Below are 18,454 nucleotides of genomic sequence, written 5' to 3' on the forward strand. Positions count from 1 at the left end.
CCCCGAATCAATATCTGCCGGCACTTTTGCAGACTTTGATTTTATGCTCCACTATTTTTTTCATGGCTTCTTTTCCGGGCGTCATATACTGGCGCGGATCATTTGCCGATGGATTATCCGCAAAATATTTTTTTACCGCTTGCGAGAACGGTATTTTCAAGTCAGTGGCTATGTTCACTTTGCATATGCCCAAAGCTATAGCTTTTTCCACCAATTCATCGGGTACATCTGATGCGCCATGCAACACAAGGGGTATGCTTATCCGGCTGCGGATAGCTTCAAGTCTTGCAAAATCCAGCTTTGGTTTTCCTTTATACAAGCCGTGGGCTGTACCGATAGCTACTGCCAATGAATCTATTTTTGTTCTCTCCACAAAGTCAGCCGCATTATCCGGGTCGGTGTAGACAGCATCTTCGGCCTCCACCGTCACATCGTCCTCTATCCCGACCAGCTTGCCCAATTCTGCTTCGACTGTAACATCATATCTATGTGCATACGCGACTACTTTTTTCACTTTTTCTACATTTTCTTCAAAGGGAAGCATTGACGCATCTATCATACATGAACTGAACCCGGCATCAATATCTTCCTCTATTGTTTTTATATCCTCATGATGATCCAAATGCAGTGCTATAGGAATATCAGCAGTCTGTGCAGCCGTTTCCGCCATTGCTACAAGATAATCCGCGCCCGCATAAGTAACGGTGGACGGTGTAGCAGCAATTATAAGAGGCGATCTCATATGAACTGCAGTTTGAGCGACAATTTGAAGAGTCTCCATGTTATGGATGTTGAATGCGGGAACAGCGTAATGATTTTCCTGTGCATCTATTAACATTTGCCTTGTTGATAATATCATTATTATCACTCCTATTGAATTTATCTTCACGCTGTTATTATAAAATACTTAATCATGAAAATCTTTTCGCAATTTGAAAAATAATAGAAAAAGCCGTCGTAAAAATTGTTTTACAAACAATCAATACGGCAGCTCTATGTTTTTTCGTTATTTTTTTCCACTAAATAATCAACTATTATGCGTGCTATCATCGACAACGGTATTCGTGAGGTGACATCAAATTCTTTTATTGCAATTTTTTTATGATAGTATCCAAGCAGATAATGTGACGCATATTGCAGCAAGGGACTATCGGACGCACAACTAATCACAATCAGCTTAGCTTTATTTAAATAACAATTCTCAGCCACCTCTATAAGTTCCTTGGTTTCTCCCTTCAAAGAAAATAATATAATCAATTGATTATTGGATCGTTGGCTTATTTTAACCATAATAGTGGGATCCTCTGTCGCTAAAACATTATATCCTAGCAATTGCAATCGCAGAGAAAATTCTTTGACCACCTGCTCTGTTGGTCCCCTTCCGAAAATATAAATCTGCTTATCAAACGCTCCTGTTATCTCATTTACGACGTCCAGGACATCCTTTAATGATATCCTTTGCAAAACCTCATTTGCCTCTATCAAAGTTTTTTTCATTATCTCGTTAATGCTTATTAATTCTTTATTATCTTTTGGTAAATTGAGCCTATATCTCAATTCATTGAATCCATTTATACCGCATTTTCTGATAGCCCTGGAAACAGTAGCCGGTGATGTAAAAGTTTCAAAAGCAATATCCACAATCGACATATCCGACAGTTCTTTTTCCTTTTCATTTATATATTGAATAATTGATAATTCTGTTTTTGACAGCCTTTCCACTATATATCTGTCAATATTTATAAGCATTTTTATTCACAAGTCCTCTCCTGCAGCTGCCCATAAACTCTTTTCCTGCCAAGTACAATACTACACATTCTTTTGATTATCATGCATTCATAATCTGCCTATATTTTCCCCGTTCGATATTGCATCTTACAATTTATTTGGTTTCTTATGATTGCCCGGTAAAATTTATCTTCGTCTCTTTGTATGCAGATTCCCTCACTTATTCTGACGCAGTTTCTCCTCGTCAAAAGAAAAAGGCAGTAACTCTTCCAATAATGCCTGTTTTCTTTTGCCCTGCATATTGCTCATGATTATCCTGTTTATCCTAAACTCCGCCATAACCTGGCGACAAGCTCCGCATGGTGCAACAGGCGCTTTAGTATCGGCGGTCACTGCCAATATTTCAAATTCTTTTTCCCCCGCTGAGATTCCTTTGAAGATAGCTGTTCGTTCAGCACAATTAGTGAGTCCATAAGATACATTTTCTATATTGCAGCCTGTATATATTCTGCCGCTTTTGCCCAGAACAGCCGCCCCCACCTTAAACCCGGAATAGGGACAGTATGCATATTCTCTCGCCTTTTTCGCAGCTTCAAGCAGACTATTTTCTATTTCCATAGGGAATACTCCTCAGTATCTTTCAATTTTTTCACTTTCAATTCGTGCAAAAACCAATGGTATTTTTTCCGGTTCTTTTTCATTTATTGCAACAGCATCCTTATATATGTGTTCTGCTTCCTCCAGACGCTTTTCCTCTGAGGTAAATAATTCAGCTAAAATATCTCCTTTTCTCACTGCTTCACCATATTTTTTTCGGATCATTATTCCTGCCGAAGAATCTATTTCAGCACCCTTGATCTCGCGTCCTGCCCCCAGGATAGCTGCTGCTATACCGCATTTTTCAGCATTCATTTTACTGATAAAACCATCAGCGGCTGCAAGAATTTTTCTGGAATAATGCGCTGCCGCAAATTTGTGAGTATCGTAAATAAAAGATGCATCACCGCCCTGTGCTTGGACCATAGCCGCAAATTTTTCTAAGGCACTCCCGTTATTTATAGCATTTTTTGCCATTGCCCGGCATTCAGGCACACTGCCTTTATCAAGCAGATGCAGCATGTTAGCCGCCAGCTGCAAACATATTTCCGTTAAATCGTCCGGACCGCTGCCCCGCAGTGTTTCAACAGATTCAATGACCTCCAGCGAATTGCCTATGGCCGCCCCGAGCGGAATATCCATATCAGTGATCAATGCCACTGTTTTTCTGCCGGCCCTTTCTCCTATAGATACCATTTTTTGTGCCAATTCTATCGATTCGTCCAAAGTTTTCATAAAAGCGCCGCTGCCAGTCTTTACATCAAGCACTATACAATCGCTGCCGGCAGCAAGTTTCTTGCTCATTATGGATGAAGCTATCAAAGGTATACTGTCAATTGTAGCTGTTACATCACGCAATGCGTATATTTTTTTATCGGCAGGAGCAATATTTCCCGTCTGACTTATGACAGACAAGCCGATTTTATTAACAATGGAAAAAAATTCTGTTCTTGTCAGCGATGTGCGCAATCCCGGTATAGATTCCAGTTTATCAATCGTTCCGCCTGTATGTCCAAGTCCCCGTCCCGACATCTTTGCGACCTTACCGCCGCATGCAGCCACAAGCGGTGCTACTATCAGTGTAGTTTTATCCCCAACACCGCCGGTACTGTGCTTATCGGCTTTTTTCCCCTCAATAGCCGATAAATCTACGCTATCCCCTGACTTCGCCATAACTTGCGTTAAAACTGAAAGTTCATGGTCATTCATTCCTTGAAACCACACTGCCATCAGCATAGCCGCCATCTGATAGTCGGCTATGTCCCCCTTCACAAAGGCATTTATCATATAGCTTATTTCTTCATCCGTCAGAATGCCGCCGTGCTTCTTTTTCGTAATGATATCAAATATTCTCATTATATTTTCCCGCGACTTTCTCAATATTTATCCTGCTTAAGACATATTACAGACAAATATCATATCACAATAATATTTTATCCGTCATACTTTTTCCCTGCGTTTTAAAGGGAACATGGAATATATCGGCCACTGTTGCCGCAATATCCGCAAAAGTCGTACGTGTACCCAGATTTATACCCGCCCTTATTTTTTTGCCGAAAAGAAGCAGCGGAACATATTCTCTGGTATGATCTGTACCTGGAGCTTTGGGATCGCAGCCATGATCGGCAGTAATCATAAGTATATCATTTTCGCGCATACCTGCCATAAATGCGCCAAGCTGACTGTCAAATACAGTTGCAGCACGGGCATATCCGTCAGTATCACGTCTATGTCCGTATTTCATATCAAAATCTACTAAATTGACAAAACATAAGCCTTTAAAATCTTCTGCCTGTTCCGCCATAGTTTTTCTCATCCCATCTTCATTGCCTTCAATGGGTACATATCTGCCAACGCCCCTACCTGCAAAGATATCTGAAATTTTTCCCACGCATATTGTGGCAAGATCATTTTTCTGCAATGCATCAATTATTGTATCTGCCGGTGGCAGCAAAGAAAAATCATGACGATGCGGTGTTCTTTCATAATTCGGGTATTTCCCCGTGAACGGCCTTGCGATGATCCGTCCCACTGAATGCTTTCCCTTCATTATCCCGCGTGCTATCCTGCAATATTCATATAATTTTTCCAAAGGGACAACTGCTTCATGCGCTGCTATCTGCAGCACACTGTCCGCCGATGTGTACACTATCAGGGCTCCCGTGCTTTCATGTTCCTGTCCGTAATCATGAATGACCTGAGTTCCTGAATAAGGTTTATTGCAAAGTATTTTTCTGCCAAAAGCCTGCTCAAGTTCCTTTATCACTTCCTGCGGAAAACCGCTGGGATATGTGGGCAATGCCTTTTGAGAAATAATTCCTGCTATTTCCCAATGACCGGTCGTCGTATCTTTTCCCATTGATTTTTCCTGCATGCGGGCAAATGCTCCTATTGGATCTGCTTCACCTTCAAGATAATCGACTCCGTCAATATTAAAAAGACCTATCCTTTTCATATTAGGCGTCAAGTATTCTTCCGATGAAACAATAGAACGCAGTGTATTGCAGTCATGATCGCCAAACCTGTCCGCATCAGGAGCGGCACCCATGCCGTAACTGTCAAGAACAATCAGAAACACTCTGTTTATATCCATTTTCCTACCTCCACAATTCAGCTGCAAATTAAAAATCCATGTTTCTTTATATTATAAACTATTCTCGATGCACAAATTTACTCACAGGCTTATAGATTATCCAGGTCAGGATGGAATTTATCCCCGCCTTCAACAAATTGAACGGAATGATAACAGGCAGCAGCATCTCTACTATCTTTTCCATTGGCGCTCCCAGAAAAAGAGGTGTAAAGATCAGATTAAACACCACCATGACAACGGTCATAGTCAATGTCCCTGACAAAAGCGCAGCACAGGCTGCTTTTCTTGTCTTTGCCCTATGATAAATAGTACCTGCCACCAAAACGAAACTTCCCGTAGCAAAAAAATGCATCAATATGCCGATAGGACCGCCATCCGTACTTATTAAAAGCCCCTGCAGAACAGCTGTAATTGCCGTCAGAAGCAGTCCCGCCGATGTTCCGAATAAAAAAGTTCCCAGCAATATAGGTACATCCGCCGGATCATATTTTAAATACGATGCTGCCGGAATAACCGGAAATGCAACAGCTGCCACCAACACCAATGACACTGCGGTCAGCATAGCCATACTGGTCAAAAATCTTACCTTATTAAATTCCATAAACTCGGTTCCTCTACTTTTATTTTTCTTAAATAATATTGCGGCAGCACATCATTTCGGCAAATAAACCATTTGCTTTGATCAAGTCTGCCGGTTTTCCCGCTTCGGCTATTCTGCCGTCATCAAGGATAAGCACTCTATCAAATTTTTCAATTCGGCTCAGATCATGTGTTATCACAAAAACATTTTTTTCCGCTGACACCTTCATTATTGTTTCGACTATTTCACCGGCTGATAAGGCATCAAGACCCGCTGTCGGTTCATCGAGAATAAGCAGCGGCGACTTTCTTGCAAGAGCCAGCGCAATAATCAGCCGCCGGCGCTGTCCGCCTGATAAATATCTGCCGTCACGGCCGATGTCCGTATCCAGCCTTTCGGGCAATTGTTCGATAAAATCCCCCAGCCCGGCCGACTGCAGCACCGCATATATTTCTTCATCATTTATTTCCGGGTAAAGAATTTTAAAATTCTCTCTTATCGTCGTGTCAAAAATATACTGTTCCTGCAAAGCTGTTCTTATTTTTTCTCTTATTTCTTCCTCGGCAATATCGTTATAAATGCGTTCTTTCCAGAAGACAGCTCCGCTGTTATATGCCAACAACCTTACCAGCAGGTTCACTATAGTACTTTTCCCGCTCCCGCTGCTGCCTATAAGTGCTGTTTTTTCTCCCTTGCCCAAAGAAAAATCAAGTTTTTTATACAGCAGTTTTTCTCCCGGATGAGAAAAAGAAAGCTCCTGTACCGTCAGCAAATTTTCTTTTGGCGGTGAGTCCAAATGAGAGCTGGGTAATTTATTTTCTCTCGCCTGCAAAAGCAGATCAAGACGCGCGAAGGCATCGGCGGCCTTTTGCCACTGCCCTCCCAGACCGGCGAGAGGAAGAATCACCTCGAATGCCGCCATGACCGCCAAAAGCAGTACCGCAGCTTCCACGCCTGTCATTGCCGACTGTGACTCTATAAAAATCCCCAGTATAAACACTATAGCTGCGGCGGCAATAAGCTGCGCTGTCATCTCAGCTGCCGCAGTGGAGCGAAACGATCTTTTTTCTGCCGCAGCTGTCTCTTCTATCTTACTCTGTGCCAGCTCAGCCCGTCTTCCGGCATAACCAAAAGCTGCCATATCCGATGCACCGTCTATAAATTCATACAACTCTGTCTGCAGAGCAGAAAGAAGTTTTTTCCTGCGCGGGTGAAAAATAAACGGTACCATTATCGTTATTATAAAAAACGATACCGCAAAAACCCCCGCAGCGGTTCTATCGTATGGAAAGAGGAACACAAACAGCGCTGCCGTCAGCAAAAAACCGCCCAAAGGAGGTAAAAAAAGCCGCAAAACTGCATCCCGCAATTCATCCAGCGCTTCTATCACTGTCATGAATACATCACCGCTATGTATAGTTTGCTCAGAAAAAGGCAATGCCCGCATAACACTTTTATAAACTTCAAAACGTAATTCACGCCATGCAGCAAAAGCCGCATTGTGTGAAATATATCTTTCGGCATAGCGAAAAACGGCACGGCTGATACCGCATGCGCGTACACCTGTTATCGCCAGAGCCAAAGCATAGAGCGGTGTATGCAGTGCCGCACTGGTGACAAGATAGGCAGAAGCCGCCATAAGCCCGACCACACTCATGTTGCACAAAAAACCGATGAATACAGAAAGCAGCAAATAAGGCATAATTGACCGCAGCAAAAGCCATTTTCTTTTTTTCATGCCAACCCGCCTCCTGAAACGGCTTCAAGCATTTTACAATAAATGCCCCCTTCTGCACGCAGCGATGCATCTGTTCCGCACTCCGACACTGCGCCACTGTCCATAACATAGATCATATCCGCGTTTTTTATTGATGATAATCGATGTGCTATGATTATCACTGTCCTGCTTTTTACCATTTCTTTAATGCCCGCCCAGACTGCCTTCTCGGTCATTATATCCAAGCCTTCCATTGGTTCATCCAGCATCACAACAGAAGATTCGACTAACAATGCTCTGGCAATAGCTACCCGTCTTGCCTGTCCGCAGCTTAGTCCGCGCGCACCGGCGCCCACCAGTGTTTCCAATCCGTTCGGCATGACGTCCGTCAGCTCCTGCAAGCCCGCCAACTTTATAATATTCTTTATCTTTTCATCACTTATCGTTTTTCCCATGCAGATATTTTCTCGCAGGGTGGCATTAAATATATGCGCCTGCTGCGGCACATAGGCAATATTGCTCCGCCATGCCCTTTCATCCAGGGTGGTAATATCCACACCATCGATAAGTATTTTACCTGAAATCGGTGAAATATATTTTAACAGTAATGAAAATACAGTAGATTTGCCTGCTCCGCTGCGTCCCACGATAGCCGTAACCTTTCCTGCAGCAAAATTTAAATCAATTTTTTTCAGCGCATTTTCACGCTGACTGTTATATTGATATCCCACAGAGGAAAATTTTATCTGAGGTGCCTCGGTCAAATTAATCATTGTTTTTCCTGCTGCTGCATTTTTTTCTTCAATTGCCGCAAAAATTTCCCCGGCATTTGTAATTGCCCCCATCGCGTCATGAAACATACTGCCTGTTTGGCGCAATGGCTTATAAAATTCAGGAGCCAGCAGCAAAATAAAAAATACCGGCAAAAAATCCGCCTGTCCGTACAAAAGCCGCAGACCAATATTTACGGCAATCACAGCGATACTTAAAGTTGCTATGAGTTCCAGAAAAAAAGCTGATAAAAAGGCTATACGGAGAACCTTCAGTACCGCCTGTGAAAACCTTTCACCTGCCCACACCGTTTTTTCCAGCTGCCTTTTTCCCTGATTGTAAATCTTAATTACAGCCATCCCGGCCAAAAGTTCAGAAAAAAGCTCGCTTAAATGTGCCAGGGCCGCCCATTGCCGATTATTTTCCGATTGTGCTCTTTTTCCTATAAGTACCATAAAAAAGGGGATCAATGGCAGCGTAAATAAAAATATAAGACCCGATATCCAATCATTATAAAAAGCCGTGATTAAAATAACTATCGGCAATATTGCCGTCAATGACAATTGCGGCAAAAATTTTGAAAAATACGGTTCAAACGAATCCACTCCCTTAGTCACCATCTGCAGTATATTTACATCATATATGGATGACATGGGACTGCTGCATGCCAATTTTTTTATAAATGCGCCGCGTATTTTTTTTCTTATATCAAGCGAAATATTATGTGCGGTAAACCGTATAACCAAATTAGCTGCCGCTTCAAGTGAAAAAAGAAAAAGCAGCAGCGCCAGCTGAGGCACTGCCGCTTCCCTGCTCAAACGGGAAAACAGCATCTTATCAATAACAGAAGCCAGACAATAGCAGCGCACCGCAATGACCAGAGCAGATACGACATCACAAAGAATTATCATGACCACTTTATATTTATAAGGCTGCAATTCTTTCAACAAATTCTTATCAATCATAAACTATTTCCCTACCCTAACAGTCGGACACCCATACAGTTTATCAGCATATGACTGCCGCCCCGTCCGCTGAGAATTTTATTCTTTCATGTCAATGCTTCAAATCATTGACCGTTATGCGCTTCCTAAATATCCAATATGTCCATCCCTGATAAATAATCACCACTGGCACAAAAATCAAAGCGGCTATCGTCATTATCGAAAGAGTATACGGTGAGGAAGAAGCATTTGTTATAGTGAGACTCCATTCCGGATTCATCGTCGAAATAAGTATCCTCGGAAACAGTCCGGCAAAAACACTCACTGTCGTCAGCACCACAGCTAAAGAACTGCCGATGAAAGCTGTTCCGCTGCTATTTTGACGACGTGCGATTATAGCCAGCACAAACACCAGCGCCGCCAAAATCATTAAACCAAGGCATAATGACGATTTATATACGTCCGTATTTGCGTATGTCAAGGCAATGCATATCAAATAAAAAACAGCTGCCGTCCCGCCAAGGCATGTACCGACCAAGCGAAAACGAGGCATGAGCGCTGATTCCTTGTCTATTTTCAATGACAAAAATGTCAGTCCGTGAAAGGCAAAAACAAGCACAAAGGTTATCCCGCCTATTACAGTATACACGGAAAGCAAATCCCAAAACGTTCCCATATATATCTTATCACCGTTAATCATAAAACCTTTCATGAGATTGGTGACTGCCACTCCCCACAAAAATGCGGGAAGAAAACTGCCGATGAATATCATCCAGTCCCATAAGCTGCGCCAGCAGGCAGTATGGTGTTTACCACGAAATTCGAAGGCTACCCCGCGCACTATAAGCCCTATGAGCATCAGGAACAAAGCCATGTAAAGCATGCTGAACATAGTAGCGTAAACATGCGGAAAGGCTGCGAACAGCGCTCCGCCCGCGGTTATCATCCATACTTCATTACCGTCCCACACAGGCCCTATACTGTTTATCAGCATACGCCGCTCATCATCATCCTTAGCGACAAACGGCAGAAGGATACCCACGCCGTAATCAAAACCTTCCAGAAAGAAGAAGCCGGTGAATAAAACAGTTACCAATATAAACCATAATACCTGTAAATCCATTATAAACCGCTCCCTTCAGTAACATCCTGCCGGACTACCTTGGCGGCAACAAACAATGCAGCGATCGCCAGCAGCGCGTAAACCACAGTAAAGCCAATAAGTGATATCCAGACCTCTGTCGATGTTATATTCTGCGACACAGCATCAGCCACTTTTTGCAGCCCGGTAACCATCCACGGCTGACGTCCGCCTTCCGCTATATACCAGCCTACCGTATTGGAAATAAACGGCAGAAATACTCCCAGCATCAGCAGCCGCAGCCACGTAGTATTATATTCTGAAAGACGGTTCGTAAAGCTCATATATAAAGTCACGAGCATCATTAAAAGCATGATTCCGCCGCAGGCGAGCATTATCCTAAAACTCCAGAACAACAGCGGCACATTTGGTATATAATTATCATAGCCATATTTTTTCTGGTCCTCTTTTTGCAGTGTCTTTATCCCTTTGACTTCCCCGTTTGGTGAATTATATAACATAAATGACAATGCATAAGGAACCTCAATCGTATTTTCGTTTTCTTCCTTCTGTGTATCGATCGTTGCATACAGTGTAAAAGGGGCAGGATCCGCATCTTCCCACAAAGCCTCCATCGAAGACAATTTCATAGGCTGCGCGCTTCCTACATATTGTGTATGCAAATGTCCGCTGCCCATAACGGCAAAAAGACCGATAGCTGCATATATGGCTCCTGCTCTGATACCAGTTTTAAAAATACCAATATTTTCACCGCGCAGCAGCTTATAAGCACTGACGGCAACGACCAATATGCCTGCCGTAACGATGCCGGAGGTCATAACATGCGCAAACTGACCAAAAACATAAGGATTAGTTATAAGTGCAAAAAAATCTGTCATTTCAGCGCGTCCGTTATTGAGAGCAAAGCCTACCGGATGCTGCATAAAAGAATTGGCAACAAGAATCCAGAACGATGACAAATTACTGCCAAACGCCACGAGCCATATAGACAGGCAGTGCACTTTTTTTGGCAGTCTGTTCTCGCCGAAAATCCATACCCCAAGAAAAACAGATTCCAAAAAGAAAGCCGTCAAAGCTTCAAGCGCCAGCGGCGCCCCGAAAATATCCCCCATGAATCTGGAGTATTCGGACCAGTTCATCCCAAAGTGAAATTCCTGAACAATCCCTGTGACGACACCCATGGCAAAAGAAATAGTGAACAATTTGCCAAATAATTTTGCCAGCTGCTTATAGACAATATTTCCGTTCTTTAAATATATCGTCGACAGTATAGCAACAAGCACAGACAATCCCAAAGACAGCGGAATAAATAAAAAATGGTAAATAGTGGTTATCGCAAACTGCAAGCGCGATAATGTAATAACATCCATATCTGTATCCTCCCCATTCAAGCAAAATATAATACCTGTGATATAGTATAATTTTTTATAAAGAAAAATGCAATCTGTTATTACTTAATAATATAAACTAATACCGTATTTCTTTTCATTCAAAAAATTTTCTTAGGGGATTCTTAATGCATATTATAATAATACGCTTTTTATTTAAAATGCACCTGCCTGTTTTCCTAATATTTTGTTATTTTCCTTCAATATATAAATTTAATCTATCATATATTACAAAAATCCAGGTCTTGCGACCTGGATTTTTGTAATATTGCATCATTTTAAGACAATTCGTGATATTTATCATATCATATATTTACTAAATAGTAATATACACTGCACTGCAAGGCAGACAGAATTCTGCCCTTATTAATGCTTATCCCTTGCCTTTTTTATTTTATTTTCAAGAAAAGCCGCAAATTTTTTATGGTGTTCAACGGCAAATAAAATACGCTTTTTTACATCTTCTTCCTCTATGCCGGCCATTGACGTTTCCAGCTGCTGGCAACGCTGACGCACCTGCATAAGAGCCGAATTCAAAGGGCCTTCTTCATCAAGGCCTATTCCGTAAACGGATTGTATACAATCCCTTACATTTTCCTTATATCCCTTTTCACCTGAAATTCTTTCCAGATAATCCGCCATATAAAGAATGATTTCATACGGGTCTTTTCCTTCGTTGATCATCTGCATAAGAGCCATTTTTATATTCTGTTCTCCACCATAAACCGTCCGCCCGGATTCTTCGCTCATAATTCAATCACAGTCCTGCATAATTCATTTTCTATCATCAAATTTTTCATGCAGATATGCCTTTATGTCAGATGCATGTTCCATTGACATTACCTTATCCAGCACTTCTTTTGCTTCCGCCATGCTCACGCTTCTGATAAGTTCCTTTACGCGCGGTATTGACGGTGCACTCATGGAAAGCTCAGTAATACCCATAGCCATAAGCAATACGGCAGCATGAGGATCACTTGCCATTTCACCGCACATTCCTGCCCAGATCTTATTTTCATTGGCAGAATCAATGGTACGTTTAATAAGTGCAAGCACTCCCGGATTAAGCGGATCATATAAATAGCTGACATTGCTGTTGACACGGTCAACTGCCAAGGTATATTGAATAAGATCATTAGTGCCTATACTGAAGAAATCCACATGCTTGGCAAATATCGGTGTCATGACAGCGGCTGCAGGTGTTTCCACCATTATCCCCAGCTGTACATTATCCGAATAAGCTTTATTTTCCTGTGACAAAAGCACTTTCGCTTCTTCTATTATTTGTTTGACTTTATCAACTTCACTCAGTCTGATTACCATCGGCAGCATCATAGCCGCCTTACCGTATACACCAGCCCGTAAAATAGCCTTTACCTGCGGCATGAATATATCACGGCGCGACAGACAGATACGAAGCGCACGCCAGCCAAGGAAAGGATTTTCTTCTTTCGGTATGTTCAGATACGGCAGAGGCTTATCCCCGCCTATATCCATTGTGCGGATGACACACAGATTGCCCTTGCATTTTTCGACAGCTTCCTTATATGCCTGAAACTGCATTTCCTCATCAGGAGCTTCATTTCTGCCCATGAATAAAAATTCCGACCGGAAAAGTCCCACACCTTCGGCGCCAAAATTGCTGACAGCAGCTTCCACATCAAGATGGGTACTGATATTGGCAACAAGCATGACTTTATGGCCATCGGTGGTTTCCGCCGGCAGTGAAGTAAGCTGTGCATAATGTTCTTTAAGCCTGTTCTGTTCTTTTATCCGCTCATTGAAAGAAATCAGCTGTTCTTCGGTGGGATGAACATAGACTTCACCCGTTTCTCCGTTGATGATCAGCTGATCACCGCTTTTTATATCCTTAAGATTTGCTTCAAGACCAACAACAGTAGGAATAGCACGAGCCTTTGCGATTATGACCGCATGGCAGGTAGTGCTGCCTTGTCCTAAGACTACGCCCGCTATCTGTTCTGTGGGAATATTTGCAATGACTGACGGTTCAATCTCATGCCCGCACAAAATAACCGGTTCACTGCCTATGTCCGGTCCTTTAAGCCCCAAAATTTGGCGCACAACACGCTTGCCTACATCACGAATATCCACAGCACGTTCACGGAAATAAGAGTCTTCCATGTTTTCGAAAATTGCTGCGGATTCCTCAGATGCCGCTAAAACGGCTCTCGGCGCCGATTTCAATTCACCGGCTTTAGCAACAGCATTATCTTCAAGCATCGGATCCTGTACCATAACACGATGCGCTTCCATAATGCCAGCTTGTTCAGCCATATCCTTGTCTGTGAGAGTTTTCACATTTTCTGCAAGAATATCGGCTACTTCTCCAATTGCCTTTTTTACCTTGCCTATTTCCGCTTCAACGCTTCCCGGATTATACAACGCAACATATTTTTCTAGATCCTGTTCCAGAGTTAAAGCTTTAGCTATGGCTATACCGGCAATAACGCCTTTACCGCGTAATTTACTTGACATCAATAGACCTCCTTGGGGCTTTGTGATAAATATTAATCTTCGCCGAATTTAGATTTTACAAGATCAGTAAGTGCATCAAGAGCTGCCTGTGCATCTTCCCCATCAGCGCTGATCGTAACATCCGTACCCTGCTGAAGACCAAGGCTCATAATCATAAGAATGCTTTTAGCATCGACGGTTTTTCCTTTGGCTGTAAGTTTGATCTTAGCTTTGAACTTGTTTGCTGTTTGAACAAACATTGATGCTGGGCGTGCATGCAGGCCCGTTTTGTTTTCGATAGTTAATGTTTTTTCCATGAGTCATATCCCCTTTTATCTAAAAAAAATTAAATTTATAGCAGTCAGACTGCACTTCTTAAATTATACCGAATAGAATGAAAAATTACCAGTAAAAATTTACATAAAGTATATAATTATTTAACACTGTATTCATACTTATTTTGATTTAATCTTTTTTTTATTTTTTAATTCCGCTGTTTATAGTGATTTTTTTATATATTTTATATGATCAATCTCTGTAAAAGAAATTAAATAAAGTTTCTTTTATAATCGTTATCGTTTGTATATTGATATATAGTTTATTTTGCAAAAAGCATATGGAAAAATATACGGAAAAATAGTAAACTGATATAAATAATTTTTTATCTAAGTAAAGAAGGTATATTATATGTATGATTTTTCCAGCTGTCCTGACAGAGAAAACTCGGGATCGGCAAAATGGGCAGCCATGAAAAAAGTTGCTCCTCAGATCTCTTCCGATATAATTCCCCTTTCCGTAGCAGATATGGAATTACCCACCGCACCGGAAATAATTTCTGGTCTGCAGGATTATCTCTCCGGTGCCGTTCTTGGTTATACGATCCCCACGAATGAGTATTTACAAGCAGTATGCGGCTGGATGCTGCGCCGCCATGAGTTTGAAATATCCCCGGAATGGATAGTTTCCTCGCCCGGTGTTGTTCCGGCAATTTTCAATTCCATACGCTCTTATACAAAAAAAGGCGACGGTGTCATTGTCATGACGCCTGTATATTATCCCTTTTACAGAGCAATCACTGAAAATAAACGCCGCATCGTAAAAAACCCGTTACTGCATACGGGCAGCACCTATCACATAAATTTTGATGATCTGGAACAAAAAGCACGCTCTGAGCAAAATAAGCTGCTTATTTTATGCAGCCCGCATAACCCCGTCGGCAGAGTATGGACAAATGAAGAATTGCAGCGAGTTGCTGACATATGTCTGAAAAACAATGTTCTCGTCATCGCCGACGAAATACATTCAGACATTATTATGCCGGGACACAGGCATACTGTTTTTGCCACTCTTTCCGAAGATGCCGCTGACAATTGCCTGATATGCACCGCTCCCAGCAAAACTTTCAATCTTGCAGGCCTGCAGGTATCCAATATTATTATAAAAAACGATCTAATACGGCGTAAATTTATAAAAACTGCCGTTAAAGCCGGTTACGGGACATTGAATGTACTTGGTTATAAAGCATGCGAAATTGCTTATACAAAATGTGAAGCGTGGCTGGAACAGCTTTTAAAGCTCATTGACGGAAACAGAAAACTCTGTGAAAACTTTATGGAAAAAAACATTCCGCAGATTAAGATAACCAAGCTGGAGGGCACCTATTTGCAATGGTGGGACTGCCGCAAACTTAACATGGAAAAAAATGAACTAGAATCCTTTATGACTAAAAAAGCCTCTCTCTTTTTCGATGAGGGATATATTTTCGGTAAAGAGGGTGAAGGCTATGAAAGGATAAATTTAGCCTGCCCGGCAAAAGCATTGGACAGCGCTTTACTGCGTCTGAAAAATGCGCTGTCAGTCAAAAGCAAATAAAAATTTCAGATTGTTGATTAAATTAAGTAAACCATATTTTAAAATAAGTTGACATATTTTTAACACTAAAATATAATATATGCAATACAGTCTTAGAAGCATTAAATATATAAGGCTACATGCTATTCGACAGACATCATTTTATATCAGCACCGGTAAAATGACAATGCTGCCATTGTTTTTAGAAGAGAGGATAAATAATGTCAAACTTACTGCTTTCTGACCTGACAGAAAAAATCATCAAAGGCTATCGCATAAAACGCGGACAGGATCTCTCTATATTTCTCACAGCTCCGCTTGATGAGCTGCAAAAAAATGCTCAGTTACTGCAAAAACATTTTTGCGGTGATCATGTTGACTTATGCACTATTATAAACGGGCGCAGCGGACGCTGCAGTGAAGACTGCAAATACTGCGCACAGGCTGCCTGCCATCATACGGGCATTGAGGAATATGACATGCTGCCCATGGATAAAATCGTAGCAAATGCCCACGCCAACGAAAATGCCGGTGTAAACCGCTTTTCAATAGTAACATCCGGCAGAACAGTCACTGACAAAGCTTTCACCTCCCTGCTTGAAACTTACAAGCAGATGCGCAAGGAACTCAGCATCGACCTTTGTGCGTCACACGGCTTTCTCACTGCTGAACAGTTTCATCTTCTGCATGAAGCGGGAGTCAGCAGTTATCACCACAATATTGAAACCTCGAAACGTTTCTTTTCTCATATATGCACCACTCATACATATGAAGACAAGATCCGCACTATAAAGCTCGCTCAGGCAGAAGGCCTCTGCGTCTGTTCCGGCGGGATCATCGGCATGGGAGAAACATGGGACGACCGGTTCGATATGGCTGTAAGCCTTGCCGAACTCAATATCCAGTCTATTCCGGTAAACGCTCTTATGCCTATAAAAGGCACAAAATTGGAAAACCTTCCTCAACTTGAAGCAAACGATGTCCTCCGAACAATAGCTTTTTTCCGCTTTATCAACCCAGAGGCAAATATCCGTTTAGCGGCAGGCCGCAAATTGCTGCCCGGCAACGGAGAAACGGCACTTATCGGTGGTGCCTCAGCTTCTATTACCGGCAATATGCTGACTACCTCCGGTACTACCATCCGCGAAGATATGCAAATGCTTGATCGTCTTGGCCTCAGCAATAAACAGCCCTGCTGTGTGTCCTGACCTTAATGCGCTTTATCCATCTGCTCAGCAAAAAGTCCCGGTGAAAAATCACCGGGACTTTTTGCCGAAACGACAAAACCATAAAAATATTATCACTCAAAATATTTCAAGATTCCTGTAAAGTTTCTATATAGCGCCCGGCAACCTGCACAGCGATAGCGCCATCGTTTACAGCGGTCACTATCTGCCGCAGAAATTTCCTGCATACATCGCCGGCTCCGTATATCCCCTTCACTTTTGTCTGCATATTCTCATCGGCAATAACATATCCGTTCTCATCTGTAACACCAAGCTTTTCAGCAAAACCCGTAACGGGATCATTGCCTATATAAGGGAAAATTCCCTTAGCATAAATGTCCGTCAGCTCATTTGTCTTGGCATCTTTGACCTTGAGCCCTGCTACCTTGCCGTCTTTTATCAGCACTTCCTGCGGAAGCTTGCTTTTGATAATTCTTATTTTGTCATTTGCCAGCACTTTATTTTGAATAACTTCATCAGCCCGAAAAACATCGCGCCTAATCACAATAGTAACACTTTTTACTACCCGTGTAAGATAAACAGACTCTTCCAACGCCGAGTTACCACCGCCGACAATAATTACATCTTCATTCTTATAAAAAGCTGAATCGCATACGGCACAAAAGCTTATGCCCTTGCCGATCATTTCCTGTTCGCCCGGTATATTCATAAGTCTTTCGACCGTGCCCGACGCTATTATTACCGCACGAGCTTTATAACTGGAACCATCCCTGCACAGCACAGATTTCAGCATTCCATGATCTTCTACATCAATTACCTCAGCGAAAATAAATTCCGGACCAAGAGCCGTAGTTTGCTCATACATAGACCATGCCAGATCAGCACCGTTTACTGTTTTAGCACCCGGCCAATTCTCAATGGCAAAAGTTTTTACGAGCTTTCCGCCGGGAGCATCAGCTTCCAGCACTATAGTCTTCAAACCTGCCCTGCTGGCATATATAGCGGCAGTCATACCAGCCGGACCGCCGCCTATCACCGCTATATCATAAATACTATTATTTTCCATGCGCTCACTCAGCTTTTTGGGCTGCCAGATCTTTTAATTTCGGCGCCAGTACATTTTCGGCTACAAAACCGCTCATATTCTCTTTTGCTTCACCATTAGCTATAAAATAGAGTGTCGGGACAACACTGACATCATATTTCTGGGCCAATTCCGGTTCCTCATCTATATCCACCTTAACAATATCAACCGGCAATTCACCTTTATTATCTATATTTTCAATAACGCGGCCGAGCATTTTGCAGGGACCGCACCATGTAGCAAAAAAATCCGCCAAAAAAGTTTTTTTATCCGCTACCATCTTTTCGAAAAGTTCTTTATCTGCATGTATTACAGCCATAATAAAATCCCCCTCTCAATATATATCTTACTGACTATATAATATTTTATCCCTGTTAAATTGTCAAGTATTTAAGAAGCTTTTTTTCCCAAAAACATTATTTACCGGCGAATCATTA

The 18,454-nt window shown here is 42.1% G+C and carries 17 protein-coding genes; 2 read left to right on the forward strand and 15 right to left on the reverse strand.

Annotated features, from left to right (window positions below; genetic code table 11):
* Positions 1-7: 7 nt before the first annotated feature.
* From I6758_RS04865 to I6758_RS04925, 13 genes are all read right to left on the reverse strand, one after another.
* Positions 8-859, reverse strand: a complete 852-nt coding sequence (locus I6758_RS04865; protein ID WP_231038518.1) for a tagatose bisphosphate family class II aldolase — start codon at positions 857-859, stop codon at positions 8-10.
* A 134-nt stretch (positions 860-993) separates the two neighbouring features.
* Positions 994-1,749: a MurR/RpiR family transcriptional regulator gene (locus I6758_RS04870; RefSeq protein WP_196604082.1), complete on the reverse strand. Its 756-nt coding sequence runs from the start codon at positions 1,747-1,749 to the stop codon at positions 994-996.
* A 195-nt stretch (positions 1,750-1,944) separates the two neighbouring features.
* Entirely contained in the window at positions 1,945-2,346 is a 402-nt protein-coding gene (locus I6758_RS04875) for a cytidine deaminase (protein WP_196604083.1), read from the reverse strand.
* 12 nt (positions 2,347-2,358) lie between these two features.
* On the reverse strand, positions 2,359-3,681 hold the full coding sequence (locus tag I6758_RS04880) for a pyrimidine-nucleoside phosphorylase (RefSeq protein WP_196604084.1): 1,323 nt from the start codon (positions 3,679-3,681) through the stop codon (positions 2,359-2,361).
* Between the two features lie 64 nt (positions 3,682-3,745).
* Entirely contained in the window at positions 3,746-4,918 is a 1,173-nt protein-coding gene (locus I6758_RS04885; protein WP_196604085.1) for a phosphopentomutase, read from the reverse strand.
* Positions 4,919-4,976: 58 nt separating this feature from the next.
* Positions 4,977-5,519 carry an ECF transporter S component gene (locus I6758_RS04890; protein ID WP_196604086.1) on the reverse strand — a complete coding sequence of 181 codons (543 nt, stop codon included), beginning with the start codon at positions 5,517-5,519 and terminating at the stop codon, positions 4,977-4,979.
* Positions 5,520-5,547: 28 nt separating this feature from the next.
* Positions 5,548-7,236 (reverse strand): thiol reductant ABC exporter subunit CydC, encoded by a 1,689-nt coding sequence (gene cydC / locus I6758_RS04895; RefSeq protein ID WP_196604087.1) that lies wholly within the window; start codon positions 7,234-7,236, stop codon positions 5,548-5,550.
* Positions 7,233-8,951 (reverse strand): thiol reductant ABC exporter subunit CydD, encoded by a 1,719-nt coding sequence (cydD, locus tag I6758_RS04900; RefSeq protein ID WP_196604088.1) that lies wholly within the window; start codon positions 8,949-8,951, stop codon positions 7,233-7,235. Before cydD ends, cydC begins: the two co-directional genes overlap by 4 nt.
* A 91-nt stretch (positions 8,952-9,042) precedes the next feature.
* The gene (gene cydB / locus I6758_RS04905) at positions 9,043-10,053 is read right to left on the reverse strand and encodes a cytochrome d ubiquinol oxidase subunit II (protein ID WP_196604089.1); all 1,011 of its coding nucleotides are present in this window, start codon (positions 10,051-10,053) and stop codon (positions 9,043-9,045) included.
* On the reverse strand, positions 10,053-11,402 hold the full coding sequence (locus I6758_RS04910; protein WP_196604090.1) for a cytochrome ubiquinol oxidase subunit I: 1,350 nt from the start codon (positions 11,400-11,402) through the stop codon (positions 10,053-10,055). The genes cydB and I6758_RS04910 overlap by 1 nt, the downstream gene beginning before the upstream one ends.
* 384 nt (positions 11,403-11,786) lie before the next feature.
* The gene (locus I6758_RS04915) at positions 11,787-12,170 is read right to left on the reverse strand and encodes a hypothetical protein (RefSeq protein WP_196604091.1); all 384 of its coding nucleotides are present in this window, start codon (positions 12,168-12,170) and stop codon (positions 11,787-11,789) included.
* Positions 12,171-12,194: 24 nt separating this feature from the next.
* Positions 12,195-13,916 carry a phosphoenolpyruvate--protein phosphotransferase gene (gene ptsP / locus I6758_RS04920; RefSeq protein ID WP_196604092.1) on the reverse strand — a complete coding sequence of 574 codons (1,722 nt, stop codon included), beginning with the start codon at positions 13,914-13,916 and terminating at the stop codon, positions 12,195-12,197.
* A 32-nt stretch (positions 13,917-13,948) separates the two neighbouring features.
* The gene (locus tag I6758_RS04925; protein WP_196604093.1) at positions 13,949-14,212 is read right to left on the reverse strand and encodes an HPr family phosphocarrier protein; all 264 of its coding nucleotides are present in this window, start codon (positions 14,210-14,212) and stop codon (positions 13,949-13,951) included.
* A 370-nt stretch (positions 14,213-14,582) separates the two neighbouring features.
* On the opposite strand from I6758_RS04925, the gene I6758_RS04930 reads away from it, so the two are divergent.
* Both I6758_RS04930 and bioB read left to right on the forward strand, forming a co-directional pair.
* Complete coding sequence (locus tag I6758_RS04930) at positions 14,583-15,767, forward strand: MalY/PatB family protein (RefSeq protein ID WP_196604094.1); 1,185 nt, start codon at positions 14,583-14,585, stop codon at positions 15,765-15,767.
* Positions 15,768-15,967: 200 nt separating this feature from the next.
* Positions 15,968-16,954: a biotin synthase BioB gene (bioB, locus tag I6758_RS04935; RefSeq protein ID WP_196604095.1), complete on the forward strand. Its 987-nt coding sequence runs from the start codon at positions 15,968-15,970 to the stop codon at positions 16,952-16,954.
* Positions 16,955-17,060: 106 nt separating this feature from the next.
* Here bioB and I6758_RS04940 read toward each other — a convergent pair whose 3' ends face one another.
* Together I6758_RS04940 and I6758_RS04945 are read right to left on the reverse strand one after the other, a co-directional pair.
* A complete protein-coding gene (locus tag I6758_RS04940) occupies positions 17,061-17,999 on the reverse strand; it encodes an NAD(P)/FAD-dependent oxidoreductase (protein WP_196604096.1) in 939 nt (312 codons plus the stop codon).
* Between the two features lie 4 nt (positions 18,000-18,003).
* A complete protein-coding gene (locus I6758_RS04945; RefSeq protein WP_196604097.1) occupies positions 18,004-18,336 on the reverse strand; it encodes a thioredoxin family protein in 333 nt (110 codons plus the stop codon).
* Positions 18,337-18,454: the final 118 nt, after the last annotated feature.

The organism is Pectinatus haikarae, from assembly GCF_015732185.1.
GTDB lineage: Bacteria > Bacillota > Negativicutes > Selenomonadales > Selenomonadaceae > Pectinatus > Pectinatus haikarae.